The 17,683-nt window shown below is 63.3% G+C and carries 15 protein-coding genes; 9 read left to right on the top strand and 6 right to left on the bottom strand.

Annotated features, from left to right (window positions below):
- Positions 1-781: class F sortase (locus tag ACX80Z_RS13525; RefSeq protein WP_459316220.1), on the top strand; the 781-nt coding region annotated here is incomplete at its 5' end.
- A gap of 12 nt (positions 782-793) precedes the next feature.
- On the opposite strand, the gene ACX80Z_RS13520 is transcribed toward ACX80Z_RS13525, so the two are convergent.
- Positions 794-1,705, bottom strand: a complete 912-nt coding sequence (locus ACX80Z_RS13520) for a 5'-3' exonuclease (protein ID WP_459316223.1) — start codon at positions 1,703-1,705, stop codon at positions 794-796.
- 165 nt (positions 1,706-1,870) lie between these two features.
- On the opposite strand from ACX80Z_RS13520, the gene ACX80Z_RS13515 reads away from it, so the two are divergent.
- Complete coding sequence (locus ACX80Z_RS13515; RefSeq protein ID WP_459316219.1) at positions 1,871-2,887, top strand: NAD(P)-dependent alcohol dehydrogenase; 1,017 nt, start codon at positions 1,871-1,873, stop codon at positions 2,885-2,887.
- A gap of 9 nt (positions 2,888-2,896) precedes the next feature.
- On the opposite strand, the gene ACX80Z_RS13510 is transcribed toward ACX80Z_RS13515, so the two are convergent.
- Positions 2,897-3,172, bottom strand: coding sequence for a hypothetical protein (locus ACX80Z_RS13510; RefSeq protein WP_019482503.1), 276 nt, complete (start codon positions 3,170-3,172; stop codon positions 2,897-2,899).
- A gap of 160 nt (positions 3,173-3,332) precedes the next feature.
- Between ACX80Z_RS13510 and ACX80Z_RS13505 the strand changes: the two genes are divergently transcribed.
- Positions 3,333-4,943 carry a cellulase family glycosylhydrolase gene (locus tag ACX80Z_RS13505; protein ID WP_459316218.1) on the top strand — a complete coding sequence of 537 codons (1,611 nt, stop codon included), beginning with the start codon at positions 3,333-3,335 and terminating at the stop codon, positions 4,941-4,943.
- On the opposite strand, the gene ACX80Z_RS13500 is transcribed toward ACX80Z_RS13505, so the two are convergent.
- Together ACX80Z_RS13500 and ACX80Z_RS13495 are read right to left on the bottom strand one after the other, a co-directional pair.
- Entirely contained in the window at positions 4,936-6,336 is a 1,401-nt protein-coding gene (locus ACX80Z_RS13500) for a GGDEF domain-containing protein (protein ID WP_019482501.1), read from the bottom strand. The two genes, ACX80Z_RS13505 and ACX80Z_RS13500, sit on opposite strands and share 8 nt — an antisense overlap.
- A 284-nt stretch (positions 6,337-6,620) precedes the next feature.
- Positions 6,621-7,358, bottom strand: a complete 738-nt coding sequence (locus ACX80Z_RS13495) for a M50 family metallopeptidase (protein WP_459316217.1) — start codon at positions 7,356-7,358, stop codon at positions 6,621-6,623.
- Positions 7,359-7,410: 52 nt separating this feature from the next.
- On the opposite strand from ACX80Z_RS13495, the gene ACX80Z_RS13490 reads away from it, so the two are divergent.
- Positions 7,411-8,517 carry an App1 family protein gene (locus tag ACX80Z_RS13490; RefSeq protein ID WP_459316216.1) on the top strand — a complete coding sequence of 369 codons (1,107 nt, stop codon included), beginning with the start codon at positions 7,411-7,413 and terminating at the stop codon, positions 8,515-8,517.
- Here ACX80Z_RS13490 and ACX80Z_RS13485 read toward each other — a convergent pair.
- Positions 8,483-9,601 (bottom strand): FUSC family protein, encoded by a 1,119-nt coding sequence (locus tag ACX80Z_RS13485; protein WP_084442932.1) that lies wholly within the window; start codon positions 9,599-9,601, stop codon positions 8,483-8,485. The two genes, ACX80Z_RS13490 and ACX80Z_RS13485, sit on opposite strands and share 35 nt — an antisense overlap.
- A gap of 289 nt (positions 9,602-9,890) precedes the next feature.
- Between ACX80Z_RS13485 and ACX80Z_RS13480 the strand changes: the two genes are divergently transcribed.
- Positions 9,891-10,808: a methylenetetrahydrofolate reductase gene (locus ACX80Z_RS13480; protein WP_459316215.1), complete on the top strand. Its 918-nt coding sequence runs from the start codon at positions 9,891-9,893 to the stop codon at positions 10,806-10,808.
- Positions 10,809-10,836: 28 nt separating this feature from the next.
- Entirely contained in the window at positions 10,837-13,152 is a 2,316-nt protein-coding gene (gene metE, locus ACX80Z_RS13475; protein ID WP_459316214.1) for a 5-methyltetrahydropteroyltriglutamate--homocysteine S-methyltransferase, read from the top strand.
- On the opposite strand, the gene ACX80Z_RS13470 is transcribed toward metE, so the two are convergent.
- On the bottom strand, positions 13,149-14,072 hold the full coding sequence (locus ACX80Z_RS13470) for a LysR family transcriptional regulator (protein ID WP_024477419.1): 924 nt from the start codon (positions 14,070-14,072) through the stop codon (positions 13,149-13,151). The genes metE and ACX80Z_RS13470 overlap by 4 nt on opposite strands.
- Positions 14,073-14,270: 198 nt before the next feature.
- Here ACX80Z_RS13470 and ACX80Z_RS13465 point away from each other — a divergent pair, with 198 nt between their 5' ends.
- From ACX80Z_RS13465 to ACX80Z_RS13455, 3 genes are read left to right on the top strand one after another with little or no spacing between them, the layout of a single operon-like run.
- The gene (locus ACX80Z_RS13465; protein ID WP_459316213.1) at positions 14,271-15,680 is read left to right on the top strand and encodes an NAD(P)/FAD-dependent oxidoreductase; all 1,410 of its coding nucleotides are present in this window, start codon (positions 14,271-14,273) and stop codon (positions 15,678-15,680) included.
- A complete protein-coding gene (locus ACX80Z_RS13460) occupies positions 15,677-16,402 on the top strand; it encodes a DUF1365 domain-containing protein (protein ID WP_459316212.1) in 726 nt (241 codons plus the stop codon). The genes ACX80Z_RS13465 and ACX80Z_RS13460 overlap by 4 nt, the downstream gene beginning before the upstream one ends.
- Complete coding sequence (locus tag ACX80Z_RS13455) at positions 16,399-17,676, top strand: class I SAM-dependent methyltransferase (protein WP_459316211.1); 1,278 nt, start codon at positions 16,399-16,401, stop codon at positions 17,674-17,676. Before ACX80Z_RS13460 ends, ACX80Z_RS13455 begins: the two co-directional genes overlap by 4 nt.
- Positions 17,677-17,683 lie beyond the last annotated feature (7 nt).

The following is a 17,683-nucleotide window of genomic DNA, read 5'->3' as shown; positions in this document are numbered from 1 at the left end:
TGGCCGGGTGTTTGTTTGTGTCTCCTTGGTCGGCCCCCCACCTCCGACCGGGGCGCCGAGGGAGGAGATGATGATGGGCAAACGAAGTAAAGCATCAGCTGGACCCAGGTTCGCGCGTCCGGGGACACGGGGCAGGGTCTTTCCGGCCCTCTTTCTTGCAGCCCTGATCGGCTCGGTGGCATTTGGTGCGCTGCAGGCGCCAGCCGAAACCACCGCCGCAGCACAGTCAACTGGCCAATCGACGGGAGTACCAGAAGTTGCTGACCCGATCGCTGCGCAACCTACTACTGCCGCGCCGTCGGAGAGTGATTCGGTTGAAGCTGAATCCGACGCGGCCGCACCAGCGGCAGCTCAGCCAGTGCGACTCACTATCGAGGCGGCGGGAATCGACGTCACGATTCTCGCACTGACCCCGACCGACGACGAGCTTGCCAGCCAAACAATCATCCCGCCGTTCACCGATGACGGTTACTGGCTGTCGTCCTATGGCCGGCCCGGCGAGGGGTCAACAAATACCACCTACCTCACCGGGCACAGCTGGGAAGGCAGGGACGCACCGTTCAACCGGCTTAGCACGCAGACAGCTCCCGGGAATCTCATCACCGTCGAAACCGCAGCAGGAACCCTGGAGTACATTGTCGACTCCATCGCCACCTACAACAAGGACACTCTCAAAGACAGCGAGATCTGGAATGTCACCCCCAACCAACTGGTGATTATCAGCTGTTACACGGAGGATCTATGGGGCAAGAATGTGGTGCTTACCGCCTCGCCGGCCTAGCAGCGGAGCCGGTCAGCTGTTACCCAACGACTTCAGGGCACGCCCCGAGGAGCCGCCCAAATTCCAGTCAGTGGTCAACTGCTCGATCCGGTCCAGATGACCTGCGTCGAGGGGCTGGATTCTCGCATTCAATTCCCCGAGGTCGAGGTCGCGGACTACGTTGACCACTGTGGGGGCCACCGACAGGTAATCGGCTGCCTTGACAATTTTGGCCCGCATGGAGGCGGACATGGAGGAACCAGGATCGTTGGCAGCTGCAACAATTCCGTCCAGGTCTACGAACTCCTGCAGCAGGCTGGCGGCAGTCTTATCGCCAATTCCCGGCACCCCGGGCAGGCCATCGGAAGTATCCCCCCGCAATGCAGCGAAATCCGCGTACTGACCCGGCAGCACCTTATATTTGCTGACAACCGTGGCGTCAGTCAGGACTTCCAGTTTGCTCATGCCACGGGCGGTGTAGATCACCCGAACGTCGTGGCTATCGTCGACCAGCTGAAAGAGGTCCCGGTCACCGGTGACGATGTCCACGGGGAACTCGGCCTGGGCTGCCAGACTGCCGATGACGTCGTCGGCCTCGTGCTCGGGGGCTCCAACCAGCGTAATTCCGAAGGCGGCCAGGGCCTCACGGATCATCGGCACCTGGGCCACCAGCCCTTCCGGTACTTCCTCGATGTCGATGCCGTCGGCCACCGCGGTGACCATCCGATGGGCCTTGTAGCTCGGGATGAGATCGACCCGCCAGGCGGGCCGCCAATCGTCGTCCCAGCAAGCGGCCAGGTGGGTCGGCTCATAGTCAGCGACAAGCCGGGCGATCATATCCAGCAGGCCGCGCACGGCGTTGACCGGAGTTCCGTCGGGAGCCCTCAGGGAATCGGGCAATCCGTAAAACGCGCGGAAGTAGAGGGACGCGGTGTCAAGGAGCATCAGTCGGTTAGCCACACCGTGATCCTCTCACGAGAGGGCTCAAAGACAAGGTCAAGAATGCCGGCAAAAATTTCCTCCATGGTCCCCACGTCCTCAGTACTATGTGCGGAGGACCAACTTGGTACTTCATCGGAAAAGCGCGAAAACTGCTGAATGGAGCCAGCTATGGTGACCAGAAAAAGGCAAACCAGCGTTAACCTGCCGCAGGGCGCGATGATGCGCGCGATGGTGCAGCGGGGGTACGGGGCTGCCTCTGTGCTGACCCTCGAACAAATTCCGCGCCCTGCACCGGCACCTCACGAGGTGCTTGTCCAGGTGCGTTCCGCCGGTCTCGACAGGGGAGCGTGGCACATCATGACCGGCAAGCCTTACCTGCTCCGCCTCGTCTTCGGACTGCGCACACCCCGTCAGCCAGTTTCCGGTCAGGAGTTGGCGGGCACCGTCGTCGACGTCGGTACAGGCGTCCGGGGGTTTCGGATCGGGGACGAAGTGTTCGGGATCGGCGCGGGTGCGTTCGCCGAATACGCTGTGGCCCGGGAGGACAAGCTCGCGCATAAGCCGCCAGGTGTGCCCTCCGAGAGTGCCTCGATAGTTCCCGTGTCAGCTGTGACAGCGCTGCAGGCCCTGCGGGAGATGGGCCGGGTCAAAGCCGGACAGTCAGTTCTGGTAATCGGCGCCTCAGGTGGGGTGGGCAGCTATGCCGTCCAGTTGGCGAAGCATTTCGGGGCCAAGACCACCGGGGTGTGTAGCACTCAGAAGCTGGATTTTGTCAGGTCCCTGGGGGCAGACCAGGTCGTCGACTACACCACTGAAGACTACTCACATGCGGGACGGAATTACGATTTGATCCTGGACATAGGAGGCAACTCCTCACTGCACCGCCTTCGAGGGGCGCTGAGATCCAAAGGAACAGCTGTCATTATCGGAGGTGAAGGCGCTGGCGACTGGATTGGTATCGGGCGCCAGCTACGGGCAGTCCTGATGTCTCCCTTTATCAGCCAAAACCTCAGGATGTTTGTCGCCAAGGAGCGCTCCGCTGATCTGGAGTTGCTGGGAGGCCTGGTCGAGGCAGGCGTCATCATTCCGCAGCTTGGCGGTACCTATCCGCTGGACCAGACTCCGCAGGCTATGCGTCGGTTGGAAGAGGGGGCGGTGAGTGGGAAGCTCGCAGTCCGTGTGTAACGTTGCGAATTACTGTTCTTCAGCGGGGGGATTATTTCGCCCGCCCGATGAGTAACGGCGCATCATCCGCCGTGCCGGGCCCGCCCAGGAAAGTAAAAGAATAATGGTGAAGAAGTTATTCATCATTCCGCCCAGCAAGTTCACCGGCATCACCTGGGTGAGAAGCAGGACAATCATCCCCGCACCCAAGACCATTTTCGCGATGTGCAGGGCTCGGCTATTCACCGGCACCGGCCACGGGTGGAGGTCGACGGTCGACGAGTCGTTCCGCTTACTTTTGGACATCTGTGCCCCGCCCCTTTCGTCAGCATCAAGAATACCCTGTGACCCACGGCAACGTCTCCGCAGGGTGCCCGAACCTGCGGGTAGGCGGAAGCGTTTCTAGCGTATTCTCAGAGAGATTATTGCCGGAATAGCTGGTCTCATTTAGAAGGAACTGAATTTTATGGCTGAACATTCCGGCACTCGGGCGGGATTCCGTGGGCGTTTCCTGGCGGCTACGGCAACGATGGCGGCAGTGATGCTTGCGTTGGCAGGCTGCGGGGGTGTCCCGCCTGGTTCGGCTCCCGAAGCTTTGAACGTTGTTCACGCGGCAAATGTGTCCGCTAAGGGCGCGGGGTGGCTGCACACTGACGGCGGAACAATTCGCGACGCGGCAAACAAGCCCTATGTCATCAGGGCGGCCAATTGGTTTGGCCTGGAGACGCCCGACTGCGTCCCCCACGGACTGTGGACCATCAATCTCAATGACGGGCTCCGGCAGATAAAGTCGATGGGCTTCAACACCATTCGACTGCCGTACTCCAACCAGTGCATCACCACCGGCAAAGTCAGCTCTGACACCAACTTCTACGCCAACCCGGAGCTGGCGAAAAAGACCCCCCAGCAGGTGATGGACCTTTTCATCGCCAAGTCCAAGGCTTTGGGACTAAACGTCATTCTTGACCGACACCGCCCGTCCTCGGCCGCTCAGTCGGAGCTTTGGTACACCCCCCAGTACAGCGAGGCGCAGTGGATCGCCGACTGGAAGAAGCTCGCCACCCGGTACAAAAACGAACCCACAGTGATCGGCTTCGACCTTCACAACGAGCCCCACGGCGTAGCACGTTGGGGCGGCTCGAACCCCGCACATGACTGGCATGCTGCCGCGACCCGCGCTGGCAAGGCAGTTCAAACAGTGAACTCCAAGCTCTTGATCATCGTTGAAGGCGTCGAGGCCCAGGGCAACGGCTCCTGGACCTGGTGGGGCGGCGGCCTCGCAGATGTGGCCAAGAAACCCGTGAAGCTGACGGTACCCAACCAGGTGGTCTATTCACCGCACGATTACCCGGCATCGGTATATCCGCAAAAATGGTTCTCGGCATCCAATTACCCCGCGAATCTGCCGGGAATTTGGGACGCCAACTGGGGCTATATTGCCAAGAACGGGATAGCGCCTGTCCTGGTCGGAGAATTCGGTTCAAAATTGGAAACCACCTCTGACAAGCAGTGGATGGGTAAGCTCGTGAGCTATTTGGCAGCGAACGGAACAAGCTTCGCCTACTGGTCGTTCAATCCCAACAGTTCCGACACTGGCGGACTACTAAAGTCGGATTGGCGTACCCCGGAAACCGCCAAACTTGCCGCGCTGAAGCCCATCCTTCGGCCCGTGGCGGTGCCCACACCTACCCAGTCGGCCGCGCCTGCGCCAACGTCGAAGCCGGCCCCTGCCCCTACACCCAGCAAGACGGCTACCCCGGTTCCGGGAACAGGATCGAGCGCGGTTGCCGCCAAGTGGTCGTTGCAGAGTTCGTGGAACGGGGGATATGTCGCCCAGATATCGGTCAGTGCTTCCAGGGCCGTGAACTCGTGGTCGGTGACGTTCACCGACCCCAACGTCATCAGTGTTGCCAACTCCTGGGGGATGAAGTGCACGTCGGTGACCAGGAAATCGGTGACCTGTGTCGGCTCGGACTGGACCAAAACCCTGCGAAAGGGTCAGACGGCAACGGTCGGTCTGCAAGTGAACGCGCCCAAGCCGCCGGTCAAGCCGGTAGTCACGGTCAGCGCTAAGTAGCTGCCACGGGGACGTTGTCCCCGTCGGACTCCGGGCTGTTCCCGGGGTCCCCGTGGTCCTTCATCGCTGACCTCCGTAGCGCAAGCCAGAAAAGGTTGGCCTCCGCCGACCGCTCAACCTGAATGATTGAGTCAGCCAGCAGGGTGTCGGCCCAGTGCTGCACCAGGTCATGGTGGAAGACAAACTCCTCGAGAGCGTTTCGTTCGGGTAACGGCAACTTCGCTGTCTGCGGACCATGCGGCAACTGGTCGATTGCGGCAATGATCGATTCCAGGGTGCGGCGGACCGTCTCCGGGCCGCGGGATTGCTCGGGAATCCGCCCAAGGTCTTTGGCTGAAGCAATTTCGGCGCGGAGCGACTGGGTGTATGCCACCCAGCCGCGGGCCTGGTCAGGGTGGACAGTCATCGTGCCGAGCGTTCCCGGCACGAGGGACCTGTCAAAGATGACGTAGCCACCCCGCCCATTGTGCTTCGCCGAATACATCGCCTGGTCCGCCTCCTGCAGGAGCGCTTCGCCCTCCGTGCCCGTTGAGCTGACAGCAAGGCCAACGCTGACGCTCATTTCCAGCTCGACGCCGGGCAGGCTGAAGGGTGGACTGACGGCGGCGAGGATGCGCCCGGCCATACCCGGGGCCTCCTCCCTGGTAGTGCCAGGGAGGAGCAGGGTGAATTCGTCGCCACCGTTGCGCGCTGCAGTGTCGCCGGCCCTGATGCAGGACCCCAATCGCTGCGCGAGCTCGACCAGGAGAGCATCTCCGGTGGCATGCCCATAGGAATCGTTGACTGGTTTGAAACCGTCTATGTCGACTGCGATCACCATGACCGACGCCCCGGTCCGCTGGCTCAGGCTGAGAGCCTGGTTGAGTCGATCGTGAAGGAGAGTTCGGTTGGCAAGGCCCGTCAGGGGGTCATGGAGGGCCTGGTCGGCGAGGCGATCCAGGAGAGTATTCTCTTCGCGTCTGGCGCGCTCATGGATGGTCCAGTGCACAATGCTGGTAACGCACATGGCCAGAAACAACGCGCTGTGAATCAGGGACCATGCCACCGGGCTGTCGGTGGCAGCCTGGTGGTTGTAAACCGCGGTAGGGGAATGCAGACCCATGAAGGCGTGATAACCGAGAACCAGAAGAGATGCTGTCGCCAGCGGGGCCCAATCCTCGTAGAGGGCGACCACCGGAACCAGAATGAAAAACAGAAAATGGGCTTCGATGGTGCCACTGATATGCACCACGAGGGCGGCGATCAGCATTAGGGAGGCGGAGCTCAGCGACGCACTGAACCTCCGACCGATGGGAGCCTTCCACGCCACCAGGGCCACAGCCACCGGCGGAACCCCGAGCGATAAAGCCATCCACGGGGAGGTCCCCAGACCGAGGGCGAATACGGTGACCATCCCGGATGCCACCAGCGCGAAAAGGACGATTAACCGGTGTCGGGAGTTCCAGGCGGGATCAGGGAGTCGCGAACCACGCGGAAATGCAGCGAGAACAGACTTCCCCCACCGAAATATCACCGAGATGCTCCCGAATCTGTTGAGGAGCGCACCACGCGCCCGCGCCACGATCAGTGTGGCATCCCTACGGTAGCCCCAATTCGGTCATCTTACGTATATCCCACCCGATACAGCGGAAAAATTGCGGAGAAGCAGCCAGCCGGGCCGCGAACAAGCTGATGATGCTAGGCGATTCCCGGACCCATCTCCCCCGAGAGTGAAATCCATGAAGCGACGAGCGATCCGGCAATGACAGCCGCGAACAACAGCAGCCAAACCGGCGATGGGACGCCGGTGCTGAGATAGAGCAGGTAAGCATCGGAGGACTGGAGCTCCCGACGCCGTCGCAGATGGACCGAGAGCACCTTGCCAAGATCACGGACCGAACCAACCAGCAAGGCCAGACCAAGGGCAACCACCACGTGCCCGGTCAGTTCCTCAGGCACTGCCAGGACCAGCACCATCGAAAGACTGACTGTCACCAGAAGAATCAGTACACCGCCACCATTGCGAATGAACGCCAGGGCCGCCAGGAGGATCAATGCGCCGGTCGACAGGGCCGCCGGACCCCAGCCGTTCACCCCGGCCCAGGTCAGGGCCGCCCCGAGTGCAGCCGGCGTCGGATACCCCCAGAAGCCGGACCAGGCGGACCGCCACCCCGGCCGGCCGATCGTCGTCGTCGTGCCCGCATGGTCCATGGTGAGGGTGATTCCTTTGAGGACACGACCCGTCATGAGGGCGGCGAACGCATGGCCGAGTTCATGCACGATGGTGGTGAACAAGCCGAAATACCGCCAGGTTGCCCGGGGGAGTGAGAGAAGCGCGGCAGCGATCACCATGATGAGCAGCTCAACACCGGTGATCTCCGGAGGCGCGGCCCGGGCGAATCCGCCCAGGAGCTGGTACCACCACGTCTCGATCATTGCACCACCCTACTGAACGAAGATGGGTACGCCGGCGTGAAAGACTAGTGGCATGTCATCGAGCAACCCATCAAGTCAGCCCGACCCGCAGCGCGACGGCGTCAAGGAACGTACCCACCTCGGATTACGGATCGACGACGCCTGGCACTCGGTCCAGACCAATGTCGCCATCAAGCGTGGGCATGTGGAGACCATCATTCCCTACACCGGCTATGGCTCAGCAACCTGGATTCGGGTGCTCGCCCGTGTGGTTCTTGCCGATCCAGTGGAGATGGCGCCCATCAAGGGCGGCGAAGTGCTGAAGACCATCAAGGAGGGCATCCGTGGCTGGCGCAACTTCACCAGCGCGCCGGTGCGCTACGCGAAGGTCACAGTTGAGATTGACGGGGAAATCCATGAGGTGACCGCCGACCGTGGCGGCATCGTCGATGCGCGCATAGATGCGCAGCTTGCCCCCGGGTGGCACACCATCAAGTTGCGGTCCGCCGATGACATCCTGGTTGAGTCGCCGGTGCGGATTATCGAGTCCGGCACCACCTTCGGGGTGGTGTCTGATATTGATGACACGGTGATGGTCACAGCCCTGCCCAGGCCCTTCCTGGCGGCCTGGAACACGTTCGTTCTGGACGAGCACGCCAGGGCGGCGACGCCCGGCATGGCAGTCCTGCTCGAACGGATCACCCAGGAGACTCCCGGTGCTCCTGTGCTCTACCTGTCCACCGGAGCATGGAATGTTGCTCCCGCGCTGACCCGGTTCCTCTCCCGGAACCTCTACCCGGCGGGTCCGAAACTGCTCACCGATTGGGGTCCGACCCGGGACCGGTGGTTCCGCAGCGGACCCGAGCATAAACGCAGCTCTCTGAAACGGCTCGCAGGCGAATTCCCCGACATCAAGTGGCTCCTCATCGGTGACAACGGGCAGCATGATGAAGAAATTTACGCCGACTTCGCGGACCACTACCCGCAGAATGTCCGCGCGGTCGCCATCCGCCAGCTCACCATGGGTGAGGCGGTCCTGGCCGGTGGCCGATCGAACGCGAAACCGTCATCGCGGACGCCGAATATTCCGTGGGTGTTTGCACCGGATGGCGCTGGAATGTCGGCGCAGCTCGCTGATCTTGGCATCATTGATCATTCGTTTCAGGAGCCGGCAGAGTAATTCCCTCCTGGTCCTGGGGGCCAGCGTCAGCGTGGATGGTCAGCAGGATGCGCCTTAGGGACATGCCCATCGAAGCCGTGGCTTCGATGCGATCATCCGGCGAGACGTGTTTGACGTGCCCCATCAGGTCTTCCACCGCCGCCTCCGCATCGGTCATCGAATCGGCTGTGGTGTCCCACTCTTCAACTGCGGCGGCGGTCAGGTTCAGTGCGTGGGCGAGCGGCGGTCCCAGGGGCTTGGGCAGCGGGGTGGTCTCCGGTGATCGCCAGATGACGTCGGCGAGCAACTCGGTCATGTCCTCCACATAAAAAGTGATTCGCTCCATCGACTGCAGGGAGTGGAAATCTGCAGCGAGGTCTCTCTTGTGACGGTACTGACGGATGTTCCCGTGGCGGCTCGAATCAGCCAGTTGAACCGCTGTACGCACCTCCTGGCTGAACGTGGTGAGTTTGGTCTGCCGGTCGGCCCATTCCTCGTGCTCGGGGGGCCATTGTTCCCGCAACGCCTCACCCATGTCCTTGAGCTGCAGGGACAGCGCCGACCTGAGGCTGTCGAGTCCAGTGATCACACCAGTGAGATGCAGGGGCGGGACAATGACGATGTTCACGATTAGCCCAACGGTCACGCCCACCAGCATCTGCACCAGATACCCGAACGAGTACCCATCGGGATCGTCGCCGCCCAGTAGGAGCACAAACAGGGCGGCGATGGGAATCCAGTCCCGGCCCGCACCGATGCGCGGCAGACCACCGGCCAGCACCCCAAAACCAACCACCAGCGCGATGGAGAACACTGAGCGGTCGCCCAGGAAAATGATAGGGAACGCCAGGGCAAACCCGATGGCCAGCCCGATAAGGATCTGGAATCCCTGTTTGGCTGAACCCGAGATGGTTGGGTACATGCAGGCCACGGCGCCGAGCGGCGCGTAGTACGGATACTCCGCAGCGACTCCCGGAACCTGCAGAGCGATCAGCCAGGCGATGGACGCGGCAAGCGCAGCTTTGACGGCCAGCAGTAGCCGCTTGTGTCGGACCAGCCCACCCATTTGGGTTAACAGGCGTGCACCGGATGGTTTTTTCAGCATGCTTGCTATTCTCCCAGCAATGCCGAATACATCCAATGACGCAGTATTACGCGGCCGATACTTGATGCCACCGGGTCGACGGCGTAGCGTAGCCCCCAAGTTACTTCAGTAACGGGTCAGCGACTCTCCGATGGAGAGTGTGGGTGCCCCCATGTGGGCCTGACATTTGTTCGCAGAAGTTCAAGTGGTGCGCGGCCGCGCCACGCCTGAACTCAGCTCTGCGTCCCTCCTGGTTATTCACTCAACTGATGCCTACCGTTTCAGCAGTGACCTATCGACAAGGACACAAATGTCTTTCGCGCATTCGCCCCCGCAGAGCTACCCCGCTCTGTCCTACGAACTTTTCCCGCCCCGGTCCGCCAGCGCCGAAGAGGCTCTTTGGCGGACGATCAGAGCCCTTGAGGATACCCGCCCCGACTTCGTGTCCGTCACCTACGGGGCGTCCGGCTCCAACCGTGACACGGCCATCGGTCTGCTCATGCGGCTGCTTGATGAGACCACCCTGAAGCCCCTGGCGCACCTGACCTGCGTGGGTAATTCACGCGACGACCTCATGGAGCTGATCGATGAACTGATCTCCCGTGGGGTGCGCGGCATCCTCGCATTGCGGGGTGACCGGCCCCAGGACATGTCACTGTCAGCAGGCGAGCTGCACTATGCCAGCGAGCTGGTAGAGCTGATCCGGCGGGTGGAGCGTCAGCTGACAGCCCACCTGTGTGCGGGGAAGGTCGCCGTCGGGGTCGCCGCCTACTCCACCAAACACCCTGAATCGCCCAGTCTCGAACATGACATCGAGGTGCTGCTGGCCAAACAGTCCGCTGGCGCCGACTTCGCGATCACCCAGGTGTATTTCGCTCCCGATCACTACCGCCGGCTCCTGCGTACCGCCCGCAGAGCCGGGGTGGAGATTCCCATCATTCCCGGTGTCATCCCCTTCACCAGCGTGCAGCGGCTGGAGCGTCTCAGCGAGCTCGCGGGAATCGAGGTTGACGCCACGCTCAGGGACCGGCTGATGAACGCCGACGACGACGCCGCGCGGCGCCGCATCGGCGTTCAGGCCACCGTGGACCTCGCCCATGCGGCGCTCGACGACGGCGCCCCGGGCCTCCACATCTACACCTTCAACGAACATGGCGCGGCACTTGACGTCCTGGACCGGCTCGAGCTCAGCCGCCCCCCAGCACCAGGTCTCAGCCGATCCGCCTGATCCCTCCCACTCCCGAAGGACCCAACTCATGAGCAAAGCATTCCCCGCAGCCACCATCGTCGGCTACCCCCGTATTGGTCCCCGCCGCGAACTCAAAAAGGCAGTCGAAGCCTACTGGGCGGGAACGAGTACGGCCCCCCAGTTGGAGGACACCACGCGGCACCTCCGGCTGAACGGTTACAGGCACCTCGCTGGCCTCGGCCTGGGGGAATCCACGTCGGCGATCCCCGCGTCATTCTCCCTCTACGACCAGGTGCTCGACACGGCCGCGACCTTCGGCGCCGTTCCCGACCGGTTCCAGGACCTCTACGACGACGGCGGCCAGCTCGGCCTGGACGCCTACTTCACCCTGGCGCGTGGCGACGCCGGACGGCAGCCTCTGGAAATGACCAAGTGGTTCGACACCAACTACCACTACCTGGTTCCCGAAATCGGGCCAGACACCCGCTTCACGCTCGCCAACAACTGGATACTCCGCAACGTTGCGGAGGCGGCCGAACAGGGTCTGACCGTCCGCCCGACCATAATCGGTCCGGTCACGTTCCTGCTGCTGAGCAAGGCAGCCGACGAAGCGCCGGCAGGGTTCGACCCGCTCAGTCGTCTCGATGACCTGCTGCCGCTGTACATTCAGTTGCTCGAACAGCTGGCCGAAGCGGGCGCGCAGTGGGTGCAGCTGGAAGAGCCTGCCCTGGTGGCAGACCAGGCGGTTCCCGCCTCCGAGGTGGCTGGCGCCGTCGAACGGGCCTACCGTTTCCTCACCGCTGCGAAGGTACGACCCGCGGTGCTCGTCACCACCCAGTACGGCTCGCTGGGCGGTCTACTGCCCATCCTCGGGGGTACTGGGATCGACGCGCTCCACCTCGACCTGGTCAAAGGCGAGCTGCCCGCTGCAGCCGACCTTGCCGCCCTGGGGGATACCACCCTGGTCGCCGGAGTGGTGGACGGCCACAACATCTGGAAGGCCGATCTGGCGCGAGCGGCCACAACACTGTCCACCCTCACTGCGACGGTAACCCGAGTGAGTGTCGCCACGTCGACGTCGCTGCAGCATGTGCCGCACAGTGTCGAGGACGAACCGCAGCTGAATCGCGAGCTGCGGACGTGGCTGGCCTTCGCTGATCAGAAGGTGGAGGAGGTCGTCACCCTGTCCCGGCTGGTCGATAACTCACCGGCGGGATCCATTGACGCGGCAATAACTGAAGCGTCGGCTGTGCGTGCCTCTCGCGCTGCTGCCGAAGGCGTGATCCGCAGCGAGGTGAGGGACCGCCTCGGGTCGCTCACGCCGTCGGACTTCACCCGCGTCGCCTATCAGGAGCGGACGGCCGCGCAGGAAACAGCCCTGCAACTGCCGGTGCTACCGACCACCACGATCGGATCGTTTCCGCAGACAGCCGAGGTGCGCTCGGCCCGGGCCCGGTTCCTCCGGGGCGACCTCACCGCCGAGCAGTACACCACCCTGATGAAGGAAGAAATTTCCCGGGTGGTCACGTTGCAGGAGGACCTGGGGTTCGATGTCCTCGTCCACGGCGAACCGGAGCGGAACGACATGGTGCAGTACTTCGCCGAAAACCTGGACGGGTTCGATGTCACAGTGAACGGGTGGGTGCAGTCCTACGGTTCACGGTGCACCCGGCCGGCCATCCTCTGGGGCGATGTGAGCCGTCCGGAGGCCATCACCGTGCGATGGGCGGAGTACGCCCAGTCACTCACTGAGAAGCCGGTGAAAGGGATGCTCACGGGACCGGTCACCATCCTGGCGTGGTCGTTTGTGCGGGATGACCAGCCGCTGCGGGAGACCGCCAACCAGGTGGCACTCGCCCTCAGGGACGAGGTAAGCGATCTGGAGCGCGCCGGTATCCGTGTCATCCAGGTCGATGAACCAGCGCTGCGGGAGCTGCTGCCACTGAGGAAGGCGCTGCAGCCGGACTACCTTGCCTGGTCGGTGGCGTCGTTCCGGCTGGCGACGGCGGGGGCAACACCGTCTACGCAGATCCACACCCACCTCTGCTATTCGGAGTTCGGCGCCATCATCGACGCAATCGATGGGCTGGATGCCGATGTCACCTCCATCGAGGCCGCCCGCTCACGGATGGAAGTGGTCCACGACCTGCAGGAGCAGCAGTTCGCCCGGGGAGTGGGCCCGGGTGTCTACGACATTCATTCGCCCCGGATCCCCGACGAGGAGGAGGTGGTAGCACTCGTCGAGAAGGCGGTTCGGCAGCTGCCAGCCCGCCAGATCTGGGTGAACCCGGACTGTGGGCTGAAAACCCGGGGATACGCCGAGACCATTGAGTCGCTGCGGAATCTGGTCAACGCTGCGGCCCGGGTGCGGGCCCAGCTCTAGCGGCGGATCGGCTCGATGCTCTGTGCCTTGAGGATGCCTGCCAGCTGGTCCATGAAAAGCCTCACCCTGGTGGTCTGCTTGTCACCGATCTGCAGCGCGAAAATGCTCCGCGCGAGACGAATCTCCGGGACATCAAGAGCCACCACACCGGCCGGGCCGTGCGTCATCGCTAGTTCAGGAACCAGCGCGGCGCCGAGCCCGGCCGCTGCCAGCTCGAGGCTGGCATTGAAATCGTCGCAATACGCCACCACCCGGGGGTGCAGGTTGCAGCTGGCAAAGAGCCGCTCAATCACCGTGGCATCAGCGGTTCCCGGGTGGTGCATGATCCAGGGCATGTCGGACAGCTGGTCGGCGCTCACGGCCGCCCCCGGCTGAATGCCCCAGGCCGCGGGTAGCACGACCCGGAAATTGTCGTCCCCGATCCACTGCCGGCTGACCGATGACGGCCATGCCAGCCCACCCTGGCCCACCTGGAACACCAACGCCAAATCGAGCTCGCCGCCGGCCCGCAAACCCTGGATGGTCTGGCCGGGTTCGGCCACGTACACCTTCAGACTGATCCCCAGGCGTCGCCACTCAGGGGTGCCCAGCAGCCGCGGCAGGGCATAGGTCGCCAGGCTCGGAAAGATCCCCAACCGAAGCTCCTGGGTGGACTCCGCCTCGGCACGCGCGGTGGACGCCAGCAGGGCGTCAATATCGGTGAGAACCTTCGCGGCGTGACGTGCCATGACCACCGCCGCCTCGGTGGGTATCGCGCTCCGCGCCGACCGTTCGAACAGGGTGGCACCGGTGTCCCGCTCCAGGGCTGACATTTGCTGCGACACGGCCGACGCCGTATACCCCAACCGGGACGCAGCAGCAGTAAAGGATCCGAGGCGAATGACCTCCAGAAGAGTGCGCAAATGCACTGGGTTAACCACGGCAATCCTTTCGTCAGCTGACGCTTTATCCCTGCCGTCTGGCCTGATCCATTGCACCAATCCGGAAATCGTCCGTCTCCGAACACTTACCAAACTATATTTACAACAGGCGTTTTCCTTCTAGGAGGCCTGTAGTGGCGAGTTGACCGGCCCAACCGGCCGGCGGCGAAGTCCCACGACCCACGCGGAGGAGCGCAGATGACCGACTATCAGCATGACCCTGACCCCCTCGGGGCCGACCGTAGCGGGTTCCGCGCACGGCGCAGGATCGCCGTTGTCGGCAGTGGTGTCGCCGGGCTGACCGCGGCCTACGTGCTGAGCCGTCACCATTCGGTCACACTGTACGAGGCCGACCACCGTGCGGGCGGGCACGCCCACACCCACCAGATGCCGATGTCCGATGGCACCACCTCGGGGGTGGACACCGGGTTTATCGTCCACAACGACAGGACCTATCCCACCTTGCTGCGACTCTTCGGGGAGCTGGGGGTTCCCACGCAGGACTCAGACATGACCATGTCGGTGCGGTGTGATGGCTGCGGCCTCGAATACGCCGGGGCGAAGGGCCGCCGCGGGGTGTTCGCCCAGCGGGGAGTGCTCCGCCGCGGGAAATACCTCAAAATGCTGCTCGAAGTACTGCGCTTCCAGCGCGACGCCCGCGCCCTGCTGAAGGACACCGGCGGGTATGAGGGACACACCGACAGCCCAACCGTCGACGACGGCATGACTCTCGGGGAGTTTCTCGCCAAGGGACAGTTCAGCGAGTACTTCACGTCCCACTTCATGACCCCGGTCGTCTCGGCCGTGTGGTCCTGCGACCCGGCCACGGCGCTCGCCTACCCCGCGCGGTACCTGTTCTCCTTCATGTCCCACCACGGGATGCTCACCATCAAAGGATCACCCCAGTGGCGCACGGTCACTGGCGGGTCGGGGGAATACGTGAACCGGGTGCTGGAACACATCGAGGACGTGCGGCTCGGTTCGCCGGTGACCGATGTGAGCAAGGTGGGGGACGGCGTCGTCGTCACGGTGCTAGGCGATGCTGCGCACCAGGCCACCGAAACCTACGATGCCGTAGTCATTGCCACCCACCCGCATCAGGCGCTCGCCATGTTGGGGGACCCCGATCCGCTGGCGGCCGAAGTTCTTGGCGACATGCCCTACTCCACCAATCACACCCTGTTCCACACCGATGAATCGGTGCTGCCGCGCACCGACGCCGCGCGGTCGTCGTGGAACTATCGGTTGCCGTCCTGCGACGCCAGCCCCGACCGTGTGCTGGTGACGTACGACCTCACCCGGCTGCAGCGGCTCGAAGGCCGGACCGACCACCGGTTCCTGGTCAGCCTGGGTGAGGGTGACGAGATAGCCCCGGCCTCAGTGCTGCGTTCCATGACCTACGAACACCCCCAGTACACGCCGTCGTCGTTGGCCGCCCAGCGCCGGTTGACCGAGCTCAGCGACGACCGCATCGCCTTCGCCGGGGCCTACCACGGCTGGGGGTTCCATGAGGATGGGGCCCTGTCCGGGCTGCGCGCGGCCGAACGCCTGGGGGGATCCTGGGACGCCGAGCGACTCGACGCGGCGCTGGAGGACGCTCCGTCATGACCGCCGCCCTGTACCCGACGACGATCCGACACATCCGCCGGACGCCGTTACAGAACGAGTTCACGTACCGCAGCTACAGCTGGTTCGTGGACCTGGCTGATCTGCCGGTGCTCCCGCGCGTGCTCAGGCCATTCGCGGTATTCTCGGCAGCCGACCATCTGGGGGACCCGGAGCAGTCCATCCGGTCCAACGTGGCGACCTACCTGGCGACCCAGGGTATCGACGACGACGGCGGCCGGGTGACCATGCTGGCCAGCGGACGGGTGCTCGGTCACGTTTTTAACCCGTTGAGCCTGTTCTGGTGCCATCGCACCGACGGGTCGCTGGCCGCGGTCATCGCCGAGGTGCACAACACCTATGGGGAGCGTCACTGCTACCTGCTGAACCCCGATGAGTCCGGCCGGGCAACAACCGGGAAAGCGTTCTATGTGTCGCCGTTTAACGACGTTTCAGGAAATTATGAAATGCGGGTTCCGGAGCCGGCGGAACGTCTCAAGGTTGCAATCACCCTGCACAGGGACGGCCAGGCCCCTTTCATCGCCACAATGGCAGGGCACCGGTTGCCGGCCACCACCCGAAATGTTGTTCGGATGATCACATCCATCCCTGTTGCACCTCTGCGCGCAGCTGCGCAGATCCGGTGGCAGGGAGTTAAACTCTGGGTGCGTCGTTTGCCGGTGCGCACCCGACCACACCATGAATCACAGGAGGCAGTTCGATGAGTACCCTTGTTCGTTCCGAGGCTAACGCTGACCCGGAGTATTGGCCCGGTATCGCCAACGTTCCATCGGGTCCGAGGAACAAGGTTGCTGCAGCCCTCGCCGAGAAAATCTTCGCTGCCGCAGTGAACCGCCTGCAACTGAGGGTGGTGTACGACGACGGTACGGTGCTCGGCGCTCCAGGCGGCGGTCCACGTCCCGAGATGCGCATCCACCGGCCCGCCGACTTTTTTGCCCGCCTGGGCGACAACGGTCTGATCGGTCTGGGTGAGGCCTACATGGCGCAGGACTGGACGGCGTCGGACCTCACCGAGGTGATGCAGGTGTTCGCCGCGCAGGCGGCGCACCTGGTCCCGGTGCCGCTGCAGAAGCTCCGTGGCCTGTACCTGCCGAAGCCGCCCCGCAAGGAGCGCAACACCAAGGTCAACACCCGGTCAAACATTTCCCGGCACTATGACCTGTCCAATGACCTGTTCAAGTTGTTCCTGGACGACACCATGTCCTATTCCAGTGCACTGTTTAACGCCAACGGTCCGCAGCTGCTGGACGCCCGGTGGGATGACCTTCCTGAAGCCCAGCAACGCAAGGTCGACCGCCTGCTGGACCAGGCCGACGTCAGGGAAGGCACCCGCGTGCTGGAAATCGGCACCGGCTGGGGTGAGCTGGCCATCCGTGCGGCACGCCGCGGCGCCACCGTAGTCTCGGTAACCCTGTCGAGTGAGCAGAAGGAACTGGCCGAACGTCGCATTGCCGACGCCGGCCTCTCCGATCAGGTGACCGTGGAGCTGAAGGATTACCGTGCCGTCGAAGGCCAGTTCGATGCGATCGTGTCGGTAGAAATGATCGAGGCTGTGGGCTACGAGTACTGGGGCGTGTACTTCCAGACCATTGACCGGCTGCTGGCCCCGGACGGCCGGGTGGCCATTCAGGCGATCACCATGCCGCACGAGCGGATGATGGTGACCCGCCGGTCCTACACCTGGATCCACAAGTACATCTTCCCCGGAGGCTTCATCCCATCGGTGCGGGCGATCGAGGACATCACCGACCGCTACACGAGCCTTCGGGTACGGGAGCGGCTCTCGATGGGCGACCACTACGCGCAGACCCTTCGGCTGTGGGAAGAGCGGTTCCTTGCCCACACCGATGACGTCTCGGAGCTGGGCTTTGACCAGGTCTTCCAGCGGATGTGGCAGTTCTACCTGTGCTATTCGAGGGCCGGTTTTCAGTCCGGTTACCTCGATGTGCAACAGCTCATCTTCGACCGCCGGCCATAACCATCAG

Source organism: Arthrobacter sp. TMT4-20 (assembly GCF_054510775.1).
Note: the sequence above shows the minus strand (reverse complement) of the source record. Positions and strands in the feature narration are given on the sequence as shown.